The organism is Oligoflexus tunisiensis (assembly GCF_001748245.1).
Lineage (GTDB): Bacteria > Bdellovibrionota_B > Oligoflexia > Oligoflexales > Oligoflexaceae > Oligoflexus > Oligoflexus tunisiensis.
Genome location: NZ_BDFO01000001.1, coordinates 4,149,879 through 4,170,651 on the forward strand (window position 1 = coordinate 4,149,879; position 20,773 = coordinate 4,170,651).

The window sequence follows — 20,773 nt, forward strand, 5'->3', positions numbered from 1 at the left end:
GTCCGTAATTCGAACTGCATGTTAACACTCCCCGCATTTACAAATAGTTGAAAGATGAGAGCATCCAATTGCACGATATGAATTTGTCCATGAGCCATATGGCTTCGAAGTTGCAAAACAAGCCATTGCGCATTGCTTTCATTAACTTCGGAGAAACTTATGGAAATCAATCGGTCTTGGCTCCTATCATCGTGCATTGCCTTGCATTCTGCTCTGGCTTTGTCCAACAATGGTTATGCATCAACCAAGCGTTCATCAGTAAGACTCGCTCAAGACTCGGATCGCCCAGTGTTTTCAATTGGGATTGAGCCTACAGCCGTGCTCAACAAGTCCTTCCTAGGTACCACAGGCATAAGCTTAAATGAGCAAACCCTCCTCGAATTAGTTGGTACCTATGGAGAGAACTCAGATGATTGGATCCAGTCGAATTTTGCAGGCGGTGGAATTGGAATCAAATATTTTCTGTCGGGAGTTTTGGAAGACAGTGCCATGTTTAGTGCAAGGTATATGCACAGCCGAGGCCAAATTTCAGTGACAAGCAAAAAAGACAAGACCATCATCGAAAAATCAGACCAACAAGCTGATAGTTTAAGCACAAACGTTGGCTACCAATGGGTATGGGCAAGCGTGTTTTATATCGGGTTGGAAGGTGGAATTGCCTATATCAATGAGCAAGAGTCAAATGATAAGTACAGGAAACTCATTAAGGAAAACTCAAAGGTTGACGGTGGTGAAGTCTATCTTAACGATAACAAGGTTCGTCCGCACCTTTCGTTTAGTGTAGGCCTCTATCTGTAACATCTGTCGCTGCCCTAACTCTGCATGCGTTTCCGATCCACGTGAGTTACCCCGCTTCATTTTGCTTTATTCTGGCAGTGAAGCGGGGGTTCAAAGTCCGCCTCCGTGGGAAGATATGGATAGGATGATTGAGGACTTTATGGAGTAGATAGGGGAAGCATTTTTGGGAAGGACGGAGGCGACTTCGAACATGACGGACATTTCAGACTATCAGACAAAAAGCAACTCAAAACGCTCCCATGCTCTGCTGGAAAACATAGGGAAGGCCAGAACCCGGCCTTCCCTCCAACACAACGCTTGGACACCTGAAACACGGTAAAATCGTACCTTCACCTTTATTTTTTGGTGAAAAAGAGGAGTGGCTTCTGCAGCCACTCCCCACCACAGCAAGAAAGGGGATGGAAACACAACTCAGCGAGAGACTCGCCAAGTCGATTCTAATCATATGAAACGCACCTGCAATTTTCCAATCCATGCAATTTACCTTCTTAAAGCGACCAAGGCGCGATCACGCCTTCCAGTGCTCGCTTCTGCAAAACATGGACCGTTGTTTATGGAACAATTCTTAGGTCCAGAGCAGGCGGTATTGCCTGGAATAAGATTGTTGGATATCAAGCTTACCTTGCTAACGAAGGAAGGTTTCTGTCGACTTAAAGCAGACAGTGAAGCTTCTTTTTCCATCCAGAGAGTCGGCTCCAAAAAAGGTGAACCCCGTTCTTGCTGCGAAGTCGCAATCAGCACGGCATACCCATTGCAACACTTCCCGTGAAAGTCGGCTCGTTCATCCCTAAAGTATTATTTAGCAGAGGAAAGCATGAAAAGCGTTTTTAGCCTTGCAGTATCGATGATCTGTCTATTGACCTGGTCTTGCGAAAACACCAGCAGTCACTCGAAATCCCTCTTTAACGCGCCGGGCGATTTTGCCAGCTGCAGCATCAGACTTCCAGACATCAGGGAGACGGAAATACCGGGCGTCATCCGCATCCCTGTGGATATCAAGACGTCTCAAGGAGGGACTTTTGAGATCTCCTGGGATAAGAATGGCCAATTCCATGGCCTCAATGCTTTTGCCGTGCCGGTGGACAATGCTTTGAAGATTTCGGCTCTCGTGGGGCCCGAACATGAGCGGCCTAAAATTTCCCTGGCCACAAAATCAGCGCTGTCAAGATCAGTTGCAGTGTCCGTCGTCAAGGCTGATGGAGTGACTTCGCAAGGCTTCATTTCGCACCTGCAACGCAACATTCTGTGCGAGAACACCGCAAACAAATCAATATCGACCGAGGCAACCAGCACCTATCACCAGGATTTCTCGACCAATGCCTGCGGTATATACCCTGATAAGGGGTCTGCCGATTCAGTGGCAGCCTTACATGAGGATATCTTCCAGGTCTTCGGTCAAGGAAACGCCAGTCTTGCCTGCGGAAAATATGTAAAGGTTCAAACCGATTCTGGAACTTTTTGCATCCGGATCGTAGACATGCGAGGCAGGCAAAAGCTTCTTGACACTCAAGCGGCGGAATTTAAGCCCATTTTTGGATCCAGAGCCGTTCAGGACGGCACGGCCTACTTCAGAGTTATTCTGAATAATGGTTCCTATTTCGAGCGAGGAATCGTTGATCCACAGCTCATGCTCCATGATTCCTGTGGCTAGGCGACAGATTCTACTCCAGGATCGAGGCACATCCCTCCAGAGTTGAAAAAACCTTTCCCTAAGGAAAGGTTGAAAACTGTATCCAGTAAACCGTCAGCTGATTTCAGTCAAATTCTGCCTCCCAGGAGTACCATTGCCCACCCCTTGCAATCGTGAGATGAACCTTCATGGGGAAACCAAAGGTTTCACGTTGCGCTTCGAGATTGTCCATCATATCGGCCACGTGAGATGGGTTCATCATCTTCTGGTGAGCGATGGAATAGATAATATCACCGTCGTGCAAACCCAGACGAGCGAGGGTTCCGAATTCATGCATAAGCCTGTGAACATACACATAGGCAGTGCTATGATGCATCAGAACACCTAGCTCCACTCCAAACTCAGGATACTTGAAGACTTTCTTATCAGGCCCCTGCTGCCCGGGATCCTGCTGCCCGGGATCCTGCTGCCCGGGATCCTGCTGCCCGGGATCCTGCTGCCCGGGATCCTGCGGAACCGGATTGGGCTTAGGATTGCCAGCAAAAGAAAGATGGCTCATCAACAAACAAGGCAGACTCAATAAGACGAGCTTAGTTTTCAACATACGAAATCTCCTTTCCATGAAAAATCTATATCGCGGCATTTGTAATATCACAGATATCTCCAACACAAGCTTGATTATCGCTACTCAAGAGTTTGTTCAAGCCAAAATTAGAAAATATAGTGGATCTGATGAACATGTTCACAGAAGCAACATAAGATGAAGCCAGCAACGATGCCCGAACATCAGATTGAGAGAGGGAGATGCAAGATCATGCATAGAATTCCTGCTGAAAGTCACGTTAGGTATGCCGCAGGAATAAACAATGGAGGTGGAGGTACTCAGGCCTCTGCCTACTCGATAAATCTTCAAGGGTCAGGGTTGCCAGCAGCCGGATGGGGATATGCGCTTTCGATTCCGTGACTGTCGACTCCATAGGTTAAACAACTCAGTTCAGACCCGGCTGCTGGCAAAAAATCCAGGACAAAACCTACGCTATGGATGGCCGTTACATCCGACCATCTTTCTCAAAATCCCTGTTACTCTCCATTGAAAAAAGACTTAGGATCAAGACTTCTCAAATAGGGGACAATTCCAGCTTTGCCATCTGCGCTAGCAAACGTCATCTTGTGGGGCGCTTCAGTCTCATAATCATCGTCGCTATTCACGCCGGTCTCTATGAACGCAAGTTGGCCAGCATCAGAGTACAGGGAAAATGCTCCATGGCTTCTCCCATCCCCTCCTCCATGACAAGTGATACAGGATGGCGACGGTGTCGCTCCTTCTACTGCTGTATTGTAGCGTTGCTTGCCAGCAGCCACCTGCGCAGACGTATAGGCTGAGATAGTCGCCGCCAACGAAATTTCTTCCGCACCATACTTCATTTTTACAACGGACGAACCAGCTTTCAGTGACGTCAATTCAAGAACATTCCACCCCGGCAGCACCTCAACAGGATTGACCGTGAAAAATGCAGGATCTGGCACTACGGTGATCTTATTGAACTCGGCCTTCCAAGCATCGTTAAACTCAGGGCTATTATAGAATCTTTCCTCCTGTTCTTCTGTCAACTGAATTGATTCGGGAAGGCCTCCGTAGAGCATCGGTTCGACCAGGACCTTGAACGAATTTGTTCCATCGAATCCCGTGAAAATTTTATCGCCGAAGTAATTTCCTTCCATGTACCATGTTAACTTCGTGATCAATACCGGTATGTTTATATCAGCCGCAGAATCAGGTGACTTGTTAGGTTCCTCATTTTTTCCATCCGCGCCGGAATCAGTGGCTCCTTCATCATCAGCTGTCTCTTTATCGGATGAATCGGCAGCATTATGCGCAGCGCCTTCTTCTTTCTTCTCAGCATGTTTTTTGGACGATGAGCATGACCATGCACCCATCGCAAGAAAACCCAGTACTGCGACGCCAAAAATTTTCGACTGACCAAACATATCCGTTCTCCTCAATCTGTTTGCCTCTTATCATGCAGCTTCCTTGCCACACTTTAAAAGCCGTCAGATCAAACGTCAAAACTGGTGTAGTTTGCTACGCATGCCGGCCCGCGGAAACGATAAACTACAACTTTGATTGTCGTTGAGAGGAACTAGGCTAACTGAGTTTTATGAGGCACTGTAAAATCCAGATATTTACACTGTCGAAGTAGTATAACCTTCCTAAACAAAAATTCATTGATCATTCTGGTTCGCACTGCATTCCCTCCAACACATAATCAACAACTTCCGATCGCAGAACCACTAAGCGGGCACAACATTCTTACACTCAGCATGACCAGCACCACTATTTTCCGGATAATGTCCCTGCGGAACAGGTCTTGCACATATCCATCTTGCGAAATGTTCCACCTGCTGAGAAAAAGAGAGAAACCATGAACCTCTGCAAACTGACATCAGCTCTTGTGCTGGTCATACTTTTCGTGGGTTGTAAACCCAGTAAATTCAATGGATTCCGCCCTTCCAGGGATAAGCCTACATCACCAGGGCTCGATGTCGATGAACAAACACTTAATGTCTCAGAACTTACTGAAAACGAGGCAAAGAAGAAGGCGGGTGGTCCTTTGCCAGGAACAGGCACGTTACTGAACCACCCTCTGGACCTGAGTTGTAATGCGACAACGGAGCATTCCATCACAGTAACACCAAGCGCAGGTGCAGATATTAAGATCCAGGACAATGCTCGTGTCGCCATGAGCGTCAAGGGAAGATTCTGCCCCTCCATATCCAGCGGCCTCACAATTCTGTTCATCATTGATTTCTCTGGATCCATGGGTCCGCTAAAACCGGACGCAAGCAATATGGCCTTTCAACCGGCAATAGGCAATGACCCTCGAGTGGCTGCTGCTTCCGGCAAAACGTGTGGTCGCCTGCAAGCGGCACAGGCCATCCTCTCCAAGGTCAAAGCTGGAGATAATGTCGCTGTCGGCACCGTAGCTTTCGCCGGAGGCATTGTCGAAACCCATACAAAAGCGCCAATCGAGGCTGGTGTGTTCCGGACAGGTGTCCTTGATGGAGCGAATGGACTGAAGAGCTTTTGCAGTTACATCGCCCCGGAACCCGCGTTTGCCGACCAGGAGATGGCTGTCCCGAACCCGGAGGTTAACAGTTCAACCAACTATGCTGCTGCCTTCGAACGAGCTTTCGAGTTCCTGAAGAATACGAAAGATCGCAAAGCAGTATACTTCATAACGGATGGTCGACCGACGGCAGGCGGCATGGATCCGGTAGCGGCAGGCAAGGAAGCGGCAACACGTTTGAAATCGCTTGAAAATCTGTACTTTAATGCCTTTTTCTTGCAGAACAAGCAAGCTGGCCTTCAGGAGGATACAGTAGGCGTCAAAAATCTTGTGGAAACCATTGGTTCGGACGATCGCGTCGTCACGGTTGACTCTGCAGAGACTCTAGTGGTCGAAGTCAGCAAAGACCTGACAGGAAGCTTTGATGCGACTGACGTCAAAGCGTCCCTGACAGTGGAACCCTATCAACCGGAAGCCGATTTGAAAATCAATCGGTTCGCAATGGACCCTGATAACCCCAAAGCCTGGGTTTTTGAAACCCAGCCCTTCGTGCTGCTGGGTGAGGGCACCGGCCAGTTCCCTCACATGGTCAAGGTTTCAGCCAAGGCAAAAGACGGAACCATGCACTCAAGCCTTGTCAGAATACAGTATCAGCAGACACTGAAACAATAGCTTAAAGAGTCCCCCTGACTCTTCGCACTATGCCCCATATCCCCTTAGCGAGGAGTGGCCTATAAGGCCACTCCTTTTCATTTTTGCTCTCAGCAAAAGATAAGCGTTATGAATTCACAAAATAAAATGAGCGAACACTCTTCACACTTCACTTGCACCGACCTCTCAAAGCAATCAATGACTTGACAAGCCCTTCATCGTTTCCCATAAAGAGATCGTTTTCAGCTGAAGAGTAGTAGTTTCATTTCGTTAACGAGAGGCATATTATCAAAGGATTTCACATGAAAACGTTAGGTTATTTTTCTTTCATATTACTAATTTCAACCTCATGCTCCGATATATCGTCCCCATCAAATAGCAAAGACACAATTTCAGCACTGTTGAATGACACCCACAAGCTCGGAGATGCCTATCGATCCGACATCAAGAAAATCCTTCCCAATTCCTGCATTACGCAAACCCCGGCTCTGCGCGGCAATACAAAGAGCTATACCAAAATTGAAAAAAACTTGAGCATGGACAAGATTCTGGAGGAATTGAACATCTCAAGCGAAGTTTCTGCCAAGGTTCAGTACGTTGATATCAAAGCGTCTCTCAAGGTCGCTCGCTCTCATTCTGCGAATGAACTCGAGGAAAGCTATACACTCCTCTGGAAAGGCGACTATCCGACTCAAATTGCCGAGGGAATCACATGGTCTGAATTTGGCAAAAGGCACCTGCCGGGCGGACAGGATGCGGCCGGGAAAGAGAATTTCGCCCAATTCTGCGGCGATGAGTTCGTTTACCGGGTCAACCGCGCTGCCTGGATGATGGCGACCCTAAAACTCCAATTCAGCAGCCTGGAAGACAAAGCATCGGTCTCGGCCGGCTTGCAGGCCTCCCTATCCAACGTCCTTGGTGGAGAGCCAGTGGCTGGTGTCAAAAACGAAATCAGCAAGATCGATGAGTCCCTGCAGAAACGGATCAAGGTATCAGTTGAAATCAGCCAGATGGGGGGAGACCCTGCGTCCAGTTTGGCAGCAGCCAAAGGGATTCAATGCGATCTTTCCACACCAGATAAATGTTTGAATGAGATCGTGAACCTGCCAGCATACCTGGCTGACCTCAAAGAGTCTCTCAAAAATGAAAAATATATTTCCGTCTACTCCTTCGAAACAATGCCCTACGCGACGATCCTCGAAGAGGCTCCTAGCGAGCCTTTGCCTGCGGCGGATTCCTTGAATGCGGCGATCAACAAGGTCTGGCTGCAACTCAAGAACAATATTGTAGTAAAACAGAACGCTTCCGGAGGACATCCCGCGTCGTTGCTGGATCAAGTGGAGGTCAACATCAAGGCTCTGGTCGACATCAGGGATCGGCTTGTCTCATGCATTGAGAAGGCATGTGCATCAGCTGACAGTCTTATCGCTGAAGCGGACGGCGCAGTGATCACCCACAAAGCGCCCGATGTTAAGCCTGATGGGATGGACCGTCAGTGTATTTCCATGCAGTCAAGGGTCACTTTGAAGTCCGTGGAGAATGACAATTATATCAGCTACAACGAAAATTACGAATCCTACTCAGCAGAAAGTCGCTTGAACCCCAGCAAGTTTTCACTGATCGGGGATGGCGTCACTCTCACCAACAATTCGCAAGTCCTGCTCCATGAAGGCCTTGACAGAGGGCTGTCTTACTACGGTGGAGCCAGGGGGGGATATAGCTGGGGTCTGACTTATTATCCACAAGCGGAAAAAGTTCAGATCATTGATGCGAATTCCCATTCCGATGGTGGCTGTATAAAGAACAATAGTGAAGTATTTCTGAAAATCGGCGACTACTATGTGAGAACATGGCAGTCCGGCGACTGGAAAGGTTATCTGTTTGCCTGGGATTCTGATCCCCGTAATCCAAGCTACGACTCCCACAAGTTCGTGATTTCCGTAGTTGACTGATTCCCCTCATTTGATAGGACCGCTGCATCTGAATGAAGCGGTTCTTTTCCTTACGCGGCTCCCCTCCCCACCAAAACAAAAATTGCCGCCACTTTCCAGGAAAATGTCGGCAGTAGGATGACAATTAATGTGGGTGCACAAGCTCCTATCATTGAAGTTATTCTGCCCCTGCACGCATCTAGATACCAAGTGTCTTCAGATTTTAAAAGAAAATTATACGACTCCATCACCATTTCCTCTTCAGTACCCATAAGTGACCCTGCCTAAGACAAGGCTGACAAGACCAGGAAATCAAGACCTTGACAAGATTTTGCAGTTTCCTAATAAAGATGTGTTCGCACGTACCCGCAATAGTTTCACTTCGTTAACGAAATACACATCGGACGAGGAGGATGTAAAAAGAGATGGAAGAGCGAAGGACCAATCTTAAGGCGTCCGCAGCATCGAACGCACCTGTACATTAATTCATTGGTACACGCGGTCGCAGAAGAGGCGCAGTTTCCCTCAATACTACCAAAGGTATGAAAGTGTCGAGTCGTGCCTCGTTTCCACGTCCCGATGCATCGAATATATTTGCCTAAATTATTATTTATAGAAGTGTAACTGATATCCCCAGTGACAGACGTCTTATCAGGCGTGCAAACCCAAACCACTAATTTCCTTTACCTCGGACTCGGGATTGACATTTGCAAAGTACCCATTAACAAATCGTCTGATCGGAGCTAACAATGAAAGAAATCTTCTTTGACCAAAGACTTAAAAAATCGGTGTTACGGCATCAGTTTCCCTTGGACGATTGTCCACCACCCGCACCAGATTCCTTGGTCAGGGTGACGAACGGCGAGCACTCCACTTGACTGACGACAAAACGGAAAACCACACACCTAATACCTGGGGTATGAATCATGAGAAACGATAGGAACATCATTCAAAGGAAAATGAACATCACGGAACTCGGCAAATGCCTATTCAATGTTGCTGAAGCCTATAAACGCTTGAGCCTCACATCGCACGACAACACCGACATCAAAAACACCCTCAGAGAGGTGGGGATAGAAAGATTTCTGGAATTGGTGAAGGCAAAGACGAAACACCCCAAGCCATCAGGTCGGATTTCAAAAGACATTGAAGATCGAATATTGGCCTACACCTTGGAATTCCCAACCCACGGCCAGGACAGAGTCAGCAGTGAGATGAAGCGCAAGGGTATAGTTGTCAGTGCAGGCACAGTCAGAGGAATCTGGTTGAAATACAGGCTCGAAAGGAAGGATCAACGAATCAAGCATCAGCAGCAGCTCGGCAAAAGTACAGATTCCCCCCATGAAAAAAGGCGGGAAGCAGAAGAAGAAAAGGCAGCGTCAGCCCTCGGCGGCAAGCCCCAACTCCCGGCTTACCTTTTGGCACAGGACACCTACTTCATAGGCTACGCCAAAGGCGTTGGAAAGATTTATCAGCAGACTGGCATCGATTTCTATTCCGGCGTTGCTTTTGCGAAACTCTACAATGATCGCACCTCTCTGACTGCCGCGGATCTTCTGAATGATAAAGTCCTACCCTTCTTTGATAGTTACGGACTTCGTGTGCAACGCATTGTGACCGACCTGGGCACTGAATTCTGCGGAATAAGCGAAAGTCATCCGTATGAGGTCTTTCTGCACATTAATGACATTGAACACATCCGTTCCAAATCAGCTTCATTGGAGACCCTGAGTAAAATAGACAAACTGAACCTCTACATCCAAAAGTCGTTCTACGATGTTGTGTTAAGAACGCGCAGTTATTCGTCTCTGAGCGAGCTCCAGCACGACCTGGATACATTCATGAGTCGCTACAACGATACCCACATAGATATTGAATTCAACGAGATAGGAGAGACGCCTATGGAAAAGTTCTTGGCAGGAATCAGGTCCGTATCCGAACACATGTCCTAGGGTACGGGAATTGACCAGCCAAGGAAAACATGTCGAAAAAAACCTCGCTTGAGAACGCTATCGCCCGTTATCCCCCCTCGAAAAACGGGTGTAGCGTTTGTTTTTCCAGCCTTCCCTCAATCCTCTTCTGAAATGTCGTCTGATCTCCTTTCACTGAAGCTTCGTATGACAGCAGTCGATTCATTAATGAAAGCGATAGACCTCGCTGCTGACAGGCGAGACTCCATCAACTTACCTGCGAAAAGCCAAGGTGGCTTTGGTCTGCACTTTGCAATCAGGGAACTGTGAATACGCTCCTAGCGTAGGGTTTCTTGGGGCGAAGTCTCTTAGGTTGGCACCACAGTCTTCCCCGTTTTATCCCAACAGAGCTGGTCGTAAGGCTATGCCTCGATCAGTTCTGCTGGGCTTTTTAAAAGGACCTAGACACCCATCCATTTCATTGTGTCCCATGCTACTTGCCACAGCAATCTTGCCGCGAGCAGACATTTGTAAATCCTCATATTGCCACCACGTCCATATGGCTTTATCATGAAGCTGCAGCAATTGATGCAGACGCTCAACCCAAAAGAAAGATGTTTACCATTGTATCGGGCCTGTACATTCATCCTTTTTCTCATCATGGTATCCCTTGAGACACAAGCGTTTGCTCAGGAAACCATAATCGTTGATGATAATTTTGAATTCTTCCAGGCCGGAACTGGGAATATTGGTTATTTTTATCAGGACGAGAAGGTTGACTGGCACCCTATTGATGCCGTTGATTTCATCCAGGAAAAAGACCCTAAGCGGAAGAAGCAAAAGCTTTTTGCCTACTACGATTCCCTCTATGAATCGATTTCCCTCCTGAGTATATCCGATATTTTGAAGCCAGAAAATCGTGGCCGCTTTTTGGTTTTTGACCAGAATAGACCCAACTTTGGTTTCATAAATCGCCCCATCTGGTACAGGCTTAAGGTCGGCTATCAAGGACAGCAATCGACAAAGAAGATCCTCATTAATCTCAATGGCTTCGTACTTGATTCTCACTATTTCGTCGTTGAGAATCGTGATGCAATCGCAGCCACTTTCCGACGAAGCCTCCTGGAACCCCAGGAACTTAAATCCAAATTTGACACTGGAAACAATACAACGTTCGTCTTGGAATTGAGTTCCCAAAGACGAGAGGTCGAAGTTTATTTCATGGCTTACACCTCGATCGCTCCTCATCATTTCAATATTGAGCTTCATTCCGAGCAACACCTTGAGGAGACCACTGCTGGCTGGCTCCCTTTCCAATGGGCATATACTGGAGCCACTGTCGGACTTCTGATCTATAATCTGGGCGTTTTCCTGGTCGCAAGGCAAAAAGTCTACCTGTACTACGTTTTGTCTGTTGGCACCAATCTCCTCATGGCAGCCGAGCTCAATGGGTTTTATTTCAATATCTTTACTGAAAACGCAGCCGTAATCTGGACTCATCAGTTCCTTTTGGCTCTAGGCATTCATGGAATTTTCCTTCTGGCCTTCGCTCGGGAATTCCTCAATTTCGCCTCCTACAAGAGACTCAACAGGCTGACAACGATCACTCAAAGGATCGCTGCCATAGCAACGCCTATCTACATTCTAGGCTCTGCTGAGACCATGCTTCCTATTGCCATCCTCATGATATTTACCATTGTACCAATCGCTGTTGGTCCAGCCATTTGGCTTATGACGAAGAAAGACAGGCAAGCGTACTTCTATATACTGGCTATTTTCGTTTTTATGGTAGGGTCGTTTCTCAAGGCGTTGATGATGAGCGGATCTCTCCCCAGCTATTTCTTTCTGGATCACATTATGGAGATCGGCTCGTTGATAGAATCCCTCATCCTATCAATTGCCATGGGAGATCAGCTCCGAACATTGAACCTAAGTCTTGAAAAACATATTCGTAAAGTCGAAGAAATCGTAGAAAAAAAGACCCGCGAAATTCGGTCCATCATGAGGCATATCAATCAAGGAATCTTCTCCATCCTTCCAGGGTTCAGGATTCACGAGGACTATAGCCAGCATCTTTGCAAACTTGTCGGAAGAACGGATATTTTAGGGACCGACCCCGTCCTGCTTCTAAGCGAAGGTTCCAATTTAAACGATGATGACGTGGCCCGAATGAGGTCTGCAGTCGACCTTTCGTTGAATTCCCCTTTTGAATTCGAACTGAATGAAAGCCATCTCCCCAGAGCAATGGAAATGCACGGGAAGTCAGTGGAAATAGACTGGCTGGTGATTGAAGACGACAGCAATCAGACAGAAAAGCTGCTTGTAACCATCAGAGATGTGACCGAAATCAAGAAATTGAGAGGACAGGCCGAAGATCACGCAAGAGAGATTTCCAGGATATCAGAAATCCTTGCGGTCGATATAGAGAATTGTCAGAGATTTTTTGACACTTCGACCAGGATGCTGTCCGATGTCGATGGGATCTTGAATTCAGACATGCCCTTCGACGAAACAAAATTGAAATCGATCTTCATGAACTATCATACGATGAAGGGGCATGTCCGCAGTCTGGGTTTCAAGGACCTTACCAACGAAATACATAAGGCGGAGCATCTCTGCAGCCAGTATCAATCCAACCCGGGTTTGGTCAATATTGAGAGCCTTAAGGCTGATTATTCTCAAATACGATCGATCCTTGAAAGCTACATCTCCATTTCCCGGGATAAGCTTGGCCGATCAGCATCAAGCGCTATTAGCTTCAAAAAGGAGGAGATAAAGAAACTGCTGGATATGTTCCAACATCTTTCACCGACAAACAGGCAGGCCCTTTCCCACGAGGAAGCCGCACTTCACTATTTGTACTATCAGGACCTTGCAGCCATACTCAAAGGCTGCTGTGATAAAGTTGCCAAGATAGCTATGGAGCTAGGCAAAAACGAGCCCCAGTTCATCGTGAACTGCGCGGACGTCGATTTACTCCCTCAAACAGTCGAATTGCTCCAGAACGTATTCGTTCACCTTCTTCGCAATGCTGTCGATCACGGCCTGGAAACACCGGATGTTCGTGTATCAAAAAACAAGCCTCCCCAAGGGCTAATCACGATATCCGGCGCGATCGAGAGCGAAAACCTGATTATCATGAGTGGAGATGATGGCCAGGGCCTGAACCTGAAAAGGATTAGAGAAAAAGCTCTTGAAAAAGGTATCATCGACGAGAACTGTCAGGATATACATATAATCTCCAGTGCCATTTTTAATTCGGGATTTTCGACAGCTTCACAGCTTTCAGAGATTTCAGGGCGGGGTGTGGGGCTTGACGCCGTTCGTACGATGCTTGAAGACGCTGGCGGGACTATCACCATGGTTTTCCCCGAACCTCAAAAAGCGACTCCGGACTCTGTTTCAGTTCCCTTTCTTTTCCGAATAGAGCTTCCCGGAAGCACTTGGGTTCCAGGATTCAACCAGAGGCCGCTCAAGGTTCCCGCCTGATATCATTGCCCTCCCAATCCGATTCTGAGATAATGCTTATATGATTAAGAAAGAGACCCTTCAGAAGTTTTCCGACAAGCACCAGCTGACCTCCCGACAGAGGGAGATCCTGAAGCACTTTATTGAAAATGAACACATGGCCTCAGCAGAAATCGCGGCGAAAATCGGCTGCTCTCTGGCAACGGTCAATGTACATTTTTCCAATATCTTTACCAAGGTCGGGTGCCGCAGCAAAGCTGAGGTCGTCAGACTCGTTTTGCAGTATGCAGCCACGACTGCCGACGAAGACCCCCTGTCAATCAATTCGCGAATCATCCTTTCCGCTGATGACGACCCAATCCTGCTTGAGGGGATAGCAAGACGGGCTGAGGAACTGTTCAAAGGAAAGATCACGTTCTTCCCTTGCCGAAATGGGCAAGAGCTCCTGATGCATCTGTCACGGACCAAACAGAATGATCCTGACTTTCCAAGGCCACATATTATCCTTCTCGACTTACAGATGCCCGGCATGGATGGTTACGAAGCTCTGCGCCGGATCAAATCTGATCCGGCTTTAAAAGATATTCCCGTTGTCGTTTTCTCTTCGACAATTTCCAGTGAAAACTCCAAGGAACTCTATGCTTTGGGTGCAAATTCAATTGTACTCAAGCCTTCCAACCCTGAGGCTCTAACCAAAGTTATCCAGTCCATCCTGCAGTATTGGGGGCTATGAGATAGCTTAGTTTCCCTTCGCCACCTTCTGCCCGCTTTCATGATCGAATACAAGCTTCGTTAACGAAATCAAACCGAATCACGCCTGTCTACCCGGCTTTGCGATGTCCATCCTGTAACGGTTGGATGCTCTGCATCGTTAAAATTTTCCAACTCAATTCAACGGAATGTGTTCCGCTTCTACATGGAATGTCTCATGCAGAGTGAGCCCAGCTGTGCTGAAGGTCCAAAATATTGAGAAGAGGAGAATTCGATGAGAACGATCCACCGTATGTCCCTGATATTGGGACTAGCTTATTTCGCTCATGTTGCCTGTGACAATAGCCAACAGGCAAGCGTTGCATCAAGTGAAGCTGATGCCCAATGCCATGCTCATGCTCACCCTCATGCTTTGACCCTTGTTAATACCCCGGGAGACTATCAATTCGTGTTCCCGGACGGCATATCCGTCTATAGAGAAGGAACGACGGTCATGCAGCCAAGAAATGGGCGAATCTATCGATGCAAGCGCCTTCCTTACAGCAACTTTTGCAGACAGTGGTCGCCTGCTTCCACCAGGTTTGAGCCCGGCCTTGGATCGAACTGGATGGCCGCTTGGGAGCTACAATAAATCGAACCGCATCAGAATCCCATAGACCGACATGAGTGAGGCTACGATGAACAGATCAGCTATTTTCCGCTTTTTTCAGTTCGCGCTCTGCGCCCTACAAATAACCTGGGTTTTCCCCGAATCGGGCTTTTCCCATGGATATGTCAGCTCTCCTAAGTCCCGTTCTTTACTCTGCAACCAAAACGCCAACATCAATTGCGGCCACGTTCAATATGAACCCCAAAGCGTCGAAGGGGAAGATGGGTTCCCTGGATTTAGCGTACCAGACGGACAGATTGCATCAGCAGGACTGGCAAAATGGGGGCAATTGAATGAACAATCCGCTGCCCGGTGGAGCAAAAACCTTATACAATCCGGTTTCAACTCCTTCAGCTGGCACTTTACAGCACCCCACGCAACAAGGGATTGGAAGTACTTTATCACCAAAAGCAATTGGAATCCCAACAGTCAGCTGACCCGTGATTCTTTTGACCTCAATCCCTTTTGCACGCAAAGTGGCGGTATGGCCGTCCCGTCTGTGAACACCACACATGTCTGCAATGTACCAGGACGCCAAGGTTATCATGTGATTCTTGCCCTCTGGGATGTCGGCGATACGACGAAAACGTTCTATCAAGTCATTGACGTTCAATTCCAAGGCACAGGAACAAACGACATTGTGCTGCCCGAAAAAGAGCGCAACACCCCCACTGATACTCCCAAAGAAACTACCACACTTCCCACAACTTCGAATTGTGAGGGTGGTAGTACCATCAGTCCCAGCTCAGGCGACAGAAACTGCAAGGCGATCAGTTCTGTTACCAATGATAGCTGGTGCACCATAAACTGCAATCATAGCCCCAGCTTTTGCCCAGCCAATCTCTGTAGCTGCGAGGGGGATAACCAGCCACGTCCTAATTTGAAGGAATGCAACGCATTGCCTGGAAGCCAAGCTGATGACGCGTGGTGCAACGTCAATTGCAATCACATTCCAAGCTTTTGTCCTGAGAACTTCTGCCAATGCTCGTGAGTCTGGGAGGGGGACTCACCCCCCTCTCTATCCTTCTTTAAGCTTTTAACGCCATTTCTCTGCCATCCAACCTACCCTTGAGCATCCTGGTGAACACCATCATAGACGGTTGACGTTGGATAACGGGCTCCAGCTTATTGAGATGGATTCGATTTGTTAACGACATACAGATCGTTTCGTTAACGGAATAAAAAATGTTAGAGATTTGAGACTGCACTTCAAACACGCTTGATAAATCCCATGCATTAGTCTACTTCAAACACCAGCTGCACAGGACCCCGTTGCTTTTCTACGATGGATCAATAACGTCATCAGCATAATCACGGGATAATCCGTGTGTATGGAGGCAATTCATATGATTAAATCCGAGAACTTTGGACACTTTTTGAAGTTGGCAGGAGCTTTGGTTCTGTTTAACGCCACGACGGCCTGCAACTATGGCGAACCGCAAGTATCGGACACAGACGGTTATGTTTCCGCCGAAGATGACCGTTGGATCAAACGCGAGTTCAACGTTTGCGTCAGCAACAGCATTCGCGTAAATTTCCTTGAGGACGATTCCTTAAATGAACTTGCCGTCCTGAGCAACGAGAGTCGACTAAAGGCCATTCAAATCATCTCTGCTGGTTTGAACGAGGAATTTGGAAAAATAGGTTTTAGATTCCATGGTTTTAATGATTGCGACAACACTCAATCTGACATCGCCATGACCTTTGTGAAGTCTGAAGCTGCCATCGTCGACGACTTCGGCTCTCGAGGCAAAAATGTAGCAATAGGCATCAACGCATTCTGCCAGGATGGAAAAGGCAATGATACCAACTACCTCGATTCCAACTGCCTGCATAATGTAGCTCTGCACGAATTCGGCCACTTACTTGGCTTGCATCATGAGATGAATAGGCGAGACAACGATGAACGCTGTCCTTTAGACCAAACGACTGGCGAAGGGGAATGGAGTTCTGTTCAGATCGGACACTACGACGACCAATCCGTGATGAATTACTGCCGTGTTTTCGTTGCCAATTATAGAAATCACAAGCTCTCGCTCAGCCAAGGAGATATCAATACGTTAAATGCCATCTATGGAGGCATCTTTGCTCAGGCACATCCGGAACCTGGCGCACGCCTAAGCAGCCTGGATGACATTGACTTCCAAGTCACAGGTTCGGGTGTAACTGCTTTTGATGTCAAATTTGGACGCTTTGAGTCTGTCGATTGCGATGATCCAAGCGGATACATCCAAATTCCAAGCGTCGACCAACGAATGACAGGCGACTTTTTGAAGGGTAATTTCCTTTCCCCTTCGGATAATGGACAGGGTAATTTTCGAATTTGTTTGATCGGTCGGTCGTTGAAGGAAGCCCAGGATTACAAAAACTATACTTCCATTGACGTCTTTGCCCACTGAGTTTGCGAATCACCGATTGTTATCACATGCTCAAGCTCTCATGAGCAGTTGAAACTTGGAACTTCCAATTTGAGCCCGCCGTTCATCGAATGGCGGGCTTCTTTCTTCGATCTCGTTAACGAGACGAAAGCACGGACATAACAATGTTAAGGGCCTGTACAGCCAACTATCGCAATGACATAAGTTAGCCAAGCTCCTCTTTCCCGTAATCTCTTTCCGGGTTTCACAGGAACAGCGGACATCAGATTCCACTTCGGAGACGAATGGGTCAAGCCGTTGATGTCATACAGCGCAAAAACAGCTGTAGGAGCGAAGTGGACGCTCTTGGATACCAGATCCCAAATGACTTCGGTTCAAAACCTTGGTGGCCTGAAGCTTGCACAGTGGCGAGCCGTGGAACGTGTGATTTTCATTTTGAGGATTTCATTCATGAAGACATCGACGATTCTGAAAAGCATCCTGGGAACAACTGCTCTTGCTGGCCTTTTTATTGGGTGTTACAGCAAAGTGAATGACAGCCACGTTAAGCATACTCCGGATGAGCCGACGCGAGGCAGAGACGCCTGGATGTGGGTGGAAACACCTGATCCGGACTACTTCAGCTTCCACCAGCTCATCGCAGGAGAGGAACCGATCGATTATCTCTCGGATTCCAATCCTATGACAAAGAGATTACAACTCTGGCTAGACGGTATTGATGCATATTTGCGCAAGAGCCATCCAAACGATCTCGCGAATGTACCGAAGCCATTGGTTAAAATAATAGAAAATAGTGAGCCTCAAGCGTTCGCATCACCAATGCCGGTATGTTATCAAATCGAAGTGAACTTTGCAGCGGATACCATGCCCCCTCCCTTGAATGCTGTTGACACCGTTTACATGGATTCTGATGGCAAGTTTTATCCCTGGGACTCCAGTTACCCTTGTGTCGAGGGGACCTCGCCCGAAGAGACGTTACGTCCCTTGGTAAAGTATCTGACCAGCAAGTCCCCCGCTTGCAAGTTGACCTTGAGCGGGGACGGGACGAATGTCGCACTCGGCGTCAACAGGACTTGCGAGCGCGATCCAGAGCTTACTGACGTGCTTCAAGCAAAGAAACTTGTGATCTCTCAGACGTCAAATAAAATCACCGTTCATACTGGAATCATTAAAGAGATGACTGAGCCAACTCTCGTTGCAGTCCTGGCACACGAGCTTGGGCACTACTACCGTTCCCATATTACGGCACACTCGTCGGAATACGACTTTTTCTATACGATGGATCGACACAACAGCGACCGGCGCCCCATAGCAGAACCTTCGCTCAAAACACCCGGTGATTTGGCTGTTAATGCCGCTATTGATTTGAACAACACTCAAGCGTACGGGAAGATCAATGCTCAGAAGATGCGACCGGAGCTCTTCATAGGTGCTGGCTCGGCAGTTCAGGAGGTTTGCTCAGTCGGCTCTTGTCCGAAAGAGTGCGCTCAGGCTCGAATCCATATCAATGATCCGAAGGTCAATACTGCATTGGCAGCGTATCCGTTCGCTGATATCGCCGCCTCAGATTACAGTGACTTTGAGACTGCAGTGTTCGCATGCGCTGAGAAGATCAGCCTGGTTCCTGCGAATGGCAAGCTAACCGCCTCAAGCATAAGCTGGGAGAAAGTGGAAAGTATGACACGTGATTCCCTGTGGGTTCCGAGCAGCCTCGCTTACTTTCTTGAGACAGACTGGTTTAAAGGTGTAGTCAAGATTACGGCAGGACGACTCCGCAAGGCGGCACCTTCGAACTCAACATTAAAGGAGGCACTCATCCAAGCAAGTGCGACACTCGACAGGTTGGACTCAGAAAACTTGTTTCACTTAAAACGGGCCAAGGACCTTCGCATTGGGCAATATACATATGAGCAGGAAGCGGATGACTTCGCTGCAGAAGCTCTCGCTGGAATCGGCTTGCAACCACTTTTGATAGCGGATGCAAATGCAATATTAGGTAAGAATGATGAAACAACTCTGGACGGGTATCAATTTGGCATCAAAAAATGCAATGATTTGCGAAGTAAATCCTGGATAGAGAATGGCGTTTACACTTTTGTACCAGTTGGTGACTATTCTGAGGCTCATCACAGCAGTTGTTATCGGATATTCAATACAGACCGCGAGATCGAGGCCCATAAGTATGAACCTGCTGCGACCATTGCCCCCCTTCTTAGCGAATCTGATTGGCTTGCCTTAGTGCAAAAGTCCCTACCCTAATGACCTGAGTTTATGAGAGCATGACTGAGGTATGTCATGCCCCCATCATCGTAAGCCGATTCCTGCTAAGATCCTTAGGGTTGGTCCATAATTGGTGAATTTCGGATCGTTTCCCTTTCTGGAATACTTGCATGTTCAAAATCATCTCGCTGTTCATTCTGGTTACGCTCAGCAGTTCGTTAAGGAAAAGCATAAATCTGCTCACTCGTTGCTTACTTATCAGCACCACCTCCAGAAAGTTCAATACAAAGCACTGGCACGAAAGGTGAAACAAATCCAGCAGAACCAATCCGGAGGTACAACTCATGAAAAATTTTCCGCGCCGAGCACTTTGGGTGGCAGGCACAACCTTACTCTTTGCCTGCAGATCTCCCACTAGAACACCCCAGATCGAAGTTGGAAATAAGGACCTCTCCAAAACGCCTACTGAAGAGTCCAGCCGCCTCGACGATCTGGAAGAGCAGAATCAAGAGCAAAGCCAGCAGATCAGCGAAGCTCTGGGCGCCATAGCTGAAAAAGACTCAAAGATCAGTGCCAACGAGCAGATCATTAGCCAGAAAGATAAAGAAATCCAGGATCTCAAAAATATGGACGCTTCAGAAGATAAGCTGACAGAGGAAGAGAAAAAGTCTTTAAAAGAACAGATTGAAAAATTGGAAAACGAAAAAAACATTTTGGCTGATAAAACAAAAAAGCTAGAGGATGAGAAGAATAAGCTGGAAGCCCAGATTAAGGCTTCAAATGCGACTTCCACGCCAGGCACGGCCCCCAGCACCACGGGGTACTACTTTGTCACATTTCAAGGCGGAAGATGCCTGGATGTCGATAGCAGCAGCGTTGCCGAAAATTCAAGGATCCTGGGCTTCCCGTGCCAAACTCCAGGATTGAACCAGCAATTTTTATATACCGAGGGGCAAAACTTCTTCCAACTGAGATCTCGGACCTCTGCCAAGTGCATATCGATTAGCGCAAATTCCCTGGGATCGGCCATCGTCCAAAAAACATGCGACCTTTACATGGATAAGACCTGGGAACCCATCCTTGTGGGAACTAATCAGGCCAAATTCCGTAACCGATTGTCGCAAAAATGCATGGGAGTCTCCACGGCTAACACCATGATTTTAGTCGAGTGTAACTCCAATTTTCCTGTGACTTTTACTTGGTCACCTGCACGGTAATTACTTTGAGCTGTAAGCCGGTAGACGGAGGACTTGTGGTCCTATAGGAGCTAATTTTCGTTGAGGCTTGCTGCCAAAGTTATTCTTGATCAGGCCAGGAGGGAACCAGTCGGCCCCCATCTGATTTCCCCTCTTGGTTCTT

14 protein-coding genes are annotated in these 20,773 nt (G+C 47.7%); 12 read left to right on the forward strand and 2 right to left on the reverse strand.

Going from position 1 to position 20,773, the window contains the following annotated elements:
• The first annotated feature begins 159 nt into the window (after positions 1-159).
• From OLTU_RS17215 to OLTU_RS17220, 3 genes are all read left to right on the forward strand, one after another.
• Positions 160-798, forward strand: a complete 639-nt coding sequence (locus OLTU_RS17215) for a hypothetical protein (protein ID WP_141733997.1) — start codon at positions 160-162, stop codon at positions 796-798.
• A gap of 445 nt (positions 799-1,243) precedes the next feature.
• Complete coding sequence (locus OLTU_RS32385) at positions 1,244-1,567, forward strand: hypothetical protein (RefSeq protein WP_218110089.1); 324 nt, start codon at positions 1,244-1,246, stop codon at positions 1,565-1,567.
• Positions 1,568-1,612: 45 nt separating this feature from the next.
• Positions 1,613-2,449, forward strand: coding sequence for an RlpA-like double-psi beta-barrel domain-containing protein (locus tag OLTU_RS17220; RefSeq protein WP_141733998.1), 837 nt, complete (start codon positions 1,613-1,615; stop codon positions 2,447-2,449).
• Between the two features lie 103 nt (positions 2,450-2,552).
• Here OLTU_RS17220 and OLTU_RS17225 read toward each other — a convergent pair whose 3' ends face one another.
• Positions 2,553-3,032 carry a hypothetical protein gene (locus OLTU_RS17225; protein WP_141733999.1) on the reverse strand — a complete coding sequence of 160 codons (480 nt, stop codon included), beginning with the start codon at positions 3,030-3,032 and terminating at the stop codon, positions 2,553-2,555.
• A 476-nt stretch (positions 3,033-3,508) separates the two neighbouring features.
• The gene (locus tag OLTU_RS17230; RefSeq protein WP_141734000.1) at positions 3,509-4,417 is read right to left on the reverse strand and encodes a PLP-dependent aminotransferase family protein; all 909 of its coding nucleotides are present in this window, start codon (positions 4,415-4,417) and stop codon (positions 3,509-3,511) included.
• 434 nt (positions 4,418-4,851) lie between these two features.
• On the opposite strand from OLTU_RS17230, the gene OLTU_RS17235 reads away from it, so the two are divergent.
• The 9 genes from OLTU_RS17235 to OLTU_RS17275 all read left to right on the forward strand — a co-directional run bounded on the left by OLTU_RS17235 (position 4,852) and on the right by OLTU_RS17275 (position 20,631).
• Positions 4,852-6,168, forward strand: coding sequence for a vWA domain-containing protein (locus OLTU_RS17235; protein WP_141734001.1), 1,317 nt, complete (start codon positions 4,852-4,854; stop codon positions 6,166-6,168).
• Between the two features lie 281 nt (positions 6,169-6,449).
• On the forward strand, positions 6,450-8,099 hold the full coding sequence (locus tag OLTU_RS17240; protein ID WP_141734002.1) for a hypothetical protein: 1,650 nt from the start codon (positions 6,450-6,452) through the stop codon (positions 8,097-8,099).
• Positions 8,100-9,004: 905 nt separating this feature from the next.
• Complete coding sequence (locus OLTU_RS17245) at positions 9,005-10,030, forward strand: transposase family protein (protein ID WP_141734003.1); 1,026 nt, start codon at positions 9,005-9,007, stop codon at positions 10,028-10,030.
• 528 nt (positions 10,031-10,558) lie between these two features.
• Complete coding sequence (locus tag OLTU_RS17250; protein ID WP_141734004.1) at positions 10,559-13,477, forward strand: 7TM diverse intracellular signaling domain-containing protein; 2,919 nt, start codon at positions 10,559-10,561, stop codon at positions 13,475-13,477.
• A 40-nt stretch (positions 13,478-13,517) separates the two neighbouring features.
• Positions 13,518-14,189, forward strand: coding sequence for a response regulator (locus tag OLTU_RS17255; RefSeq protein ID WP_141734005.1), 672 nt, complete (start codon positions 13,518-13,520; stop codon positions 14,187-14,189).
• 640 nt (positions 14,190-14,829) lie between these two features.
• Positions 14,830-15,807 (forward strand): lytic polysaccharide monooxygenase, encoded by a 978-nt coding sequence (locus OLTU_RS17260; RefSeq protein ID WP_218110090.1) that lies wholly within the window; start codon positions 14,830-14,832, stop codon positions 15,805-15,807.
• Positions 15,808-16,162: 355 nt separating this feature from the next.
• On the forward strand, positions 16,163-17,215 hold the full coding sequence (locus tag OLTU_RS17265; protein ID WP_176736715.1) for a M12 family metallopeptidase: 1,053 nt from the start codon (positions 16,163-16,165) through the stop codon (positions 17,213-17,215).
• A gap of 429 nt (positions 17,216-17,644) precedes the next feature.
• A complete protein-coding gene (locus tag OLTU_RS17270) occupies positions 17,645-19,453 on the forward strand; it encodes a M48 family metalloprotease (protein ID WP_176736716.1) in 1,809 nt (602 codons plus the stop codon).
• Between the two features lie 305 nt (positions 19,454-19,758).
• A complete protein-coding gene (locus OLTU_RS17275) occupies positions 19,759-20,631 on the forward strand; it encodes an RICIN domain-containing protein (RefSeq protein ID WP_141734009.1) in 873 nt (290 codons plus the stop codon).
• The last annotated feature ends 142 nt before the right edge of the window (positions 20,632-20,773 follow it).

Excerpts from the sequence above, each read along its gene's own strand:
- OLTU_RS17215 (WP_141733997.1), top strand. The coding sequence starts at position 160 with ATGGAAATCAATCGGTCTTGGCTCCTATCATCGTGCATTGCCTTGCAT.
- OLTU_RS32385 (WP_218110089.1), top strand. The coding sequence starts at position 1,244 with ATGAAACGCACCTGCAATTTTCCAATCCATGCAATTTACCTTCTTAAA.
- OLTU_RS17220 (WP_141733998.1), top strand. The coding sequence starts at position 1,613 with ATGAAAAGCGTTTTTAGCCTTGCAGTATCGATGATCTGTCTATTGACC.
- OLTU_RS17225 (WP_141733999.1), bottom strand. The coding sequence starts at position 3,032 with ATGTTGAAAACTAAGCTCGTCTTATTGAGTCTGCCTTGTTTGTTGATG.
- OLTU_RS17230 (WP_141734000.1), bottom strand. The coding sequence starts at position 4,417 with ATGTTTGGTCAGTCGAAAATTTTTGGCGTCGCAGTACTGGGTTTTCTT.
- OLTU_RS17235 (WP_141734001.1), top strand. The coding sequence starts at position 4,852 with ATGAACCTCTGCAAACTGACATCAGCTCTTGTGCTGGTCATACTTTTC.
- OLTU_RS17240 (WP_141734002.1), top strand. The coding sequence starts at position 6,450 with ATGAAAACGTTAGGTTATTTTTCTTTCATATTACTAATTTCAACCTCA.
- OLTU_RS17245 (WP_141734003.1), top strand. The coding sequence starts at position 9,005 with ATGAGAAACGATAGGAACATCATTCAAAGGAAAATGAACATCACGGAA.
- OLTU_RS17250 (WP_141734004.1), top strand. The coding sequence starts at position 10,559 with ATGAAGCTGCAGCAATTGATGCAGACGCTCAACCCAAAAGAAAGATGT.
- OLTU_RS17255 (WP_141734005.1), top strand. The coding sequence starts at position 13,518 with ATGATTAAGAAAGAGACCCTTCAGAAGTTTTCCGACAAGCACCAGCTG.
- OLTU_RS17260 (WP_218110090.1), top strand. The coding sequence starts at position 14,830 with ATGAGTGAGGCTACGATGAACAGATCAGCTATTTTCCGCTTTTTTCAG.
- OLTU_RS17265 (WP_176736715.1), top strand. The coding sequence starts at position 16,163 with ATGATTAAATCCGAGAACTTTGGACACTTTTTGAAGTTGGCAGGAGCT.
- OLTU_RS17270 (WP_176736716.1), top strand. The coding sequence starts at position 17,645 with ATGAAGACATCGACGATTCTGAAAAGCATCCTGGGAACAACTGCTCTT.
- OLTU_RS17275 (WP_141734009.1), top strand. The coding sequence starts at position 19,759 with ATGAAAAATTTTCCGCGCCGAGCACTTTGGGTGGCAGGCACAACCTTA.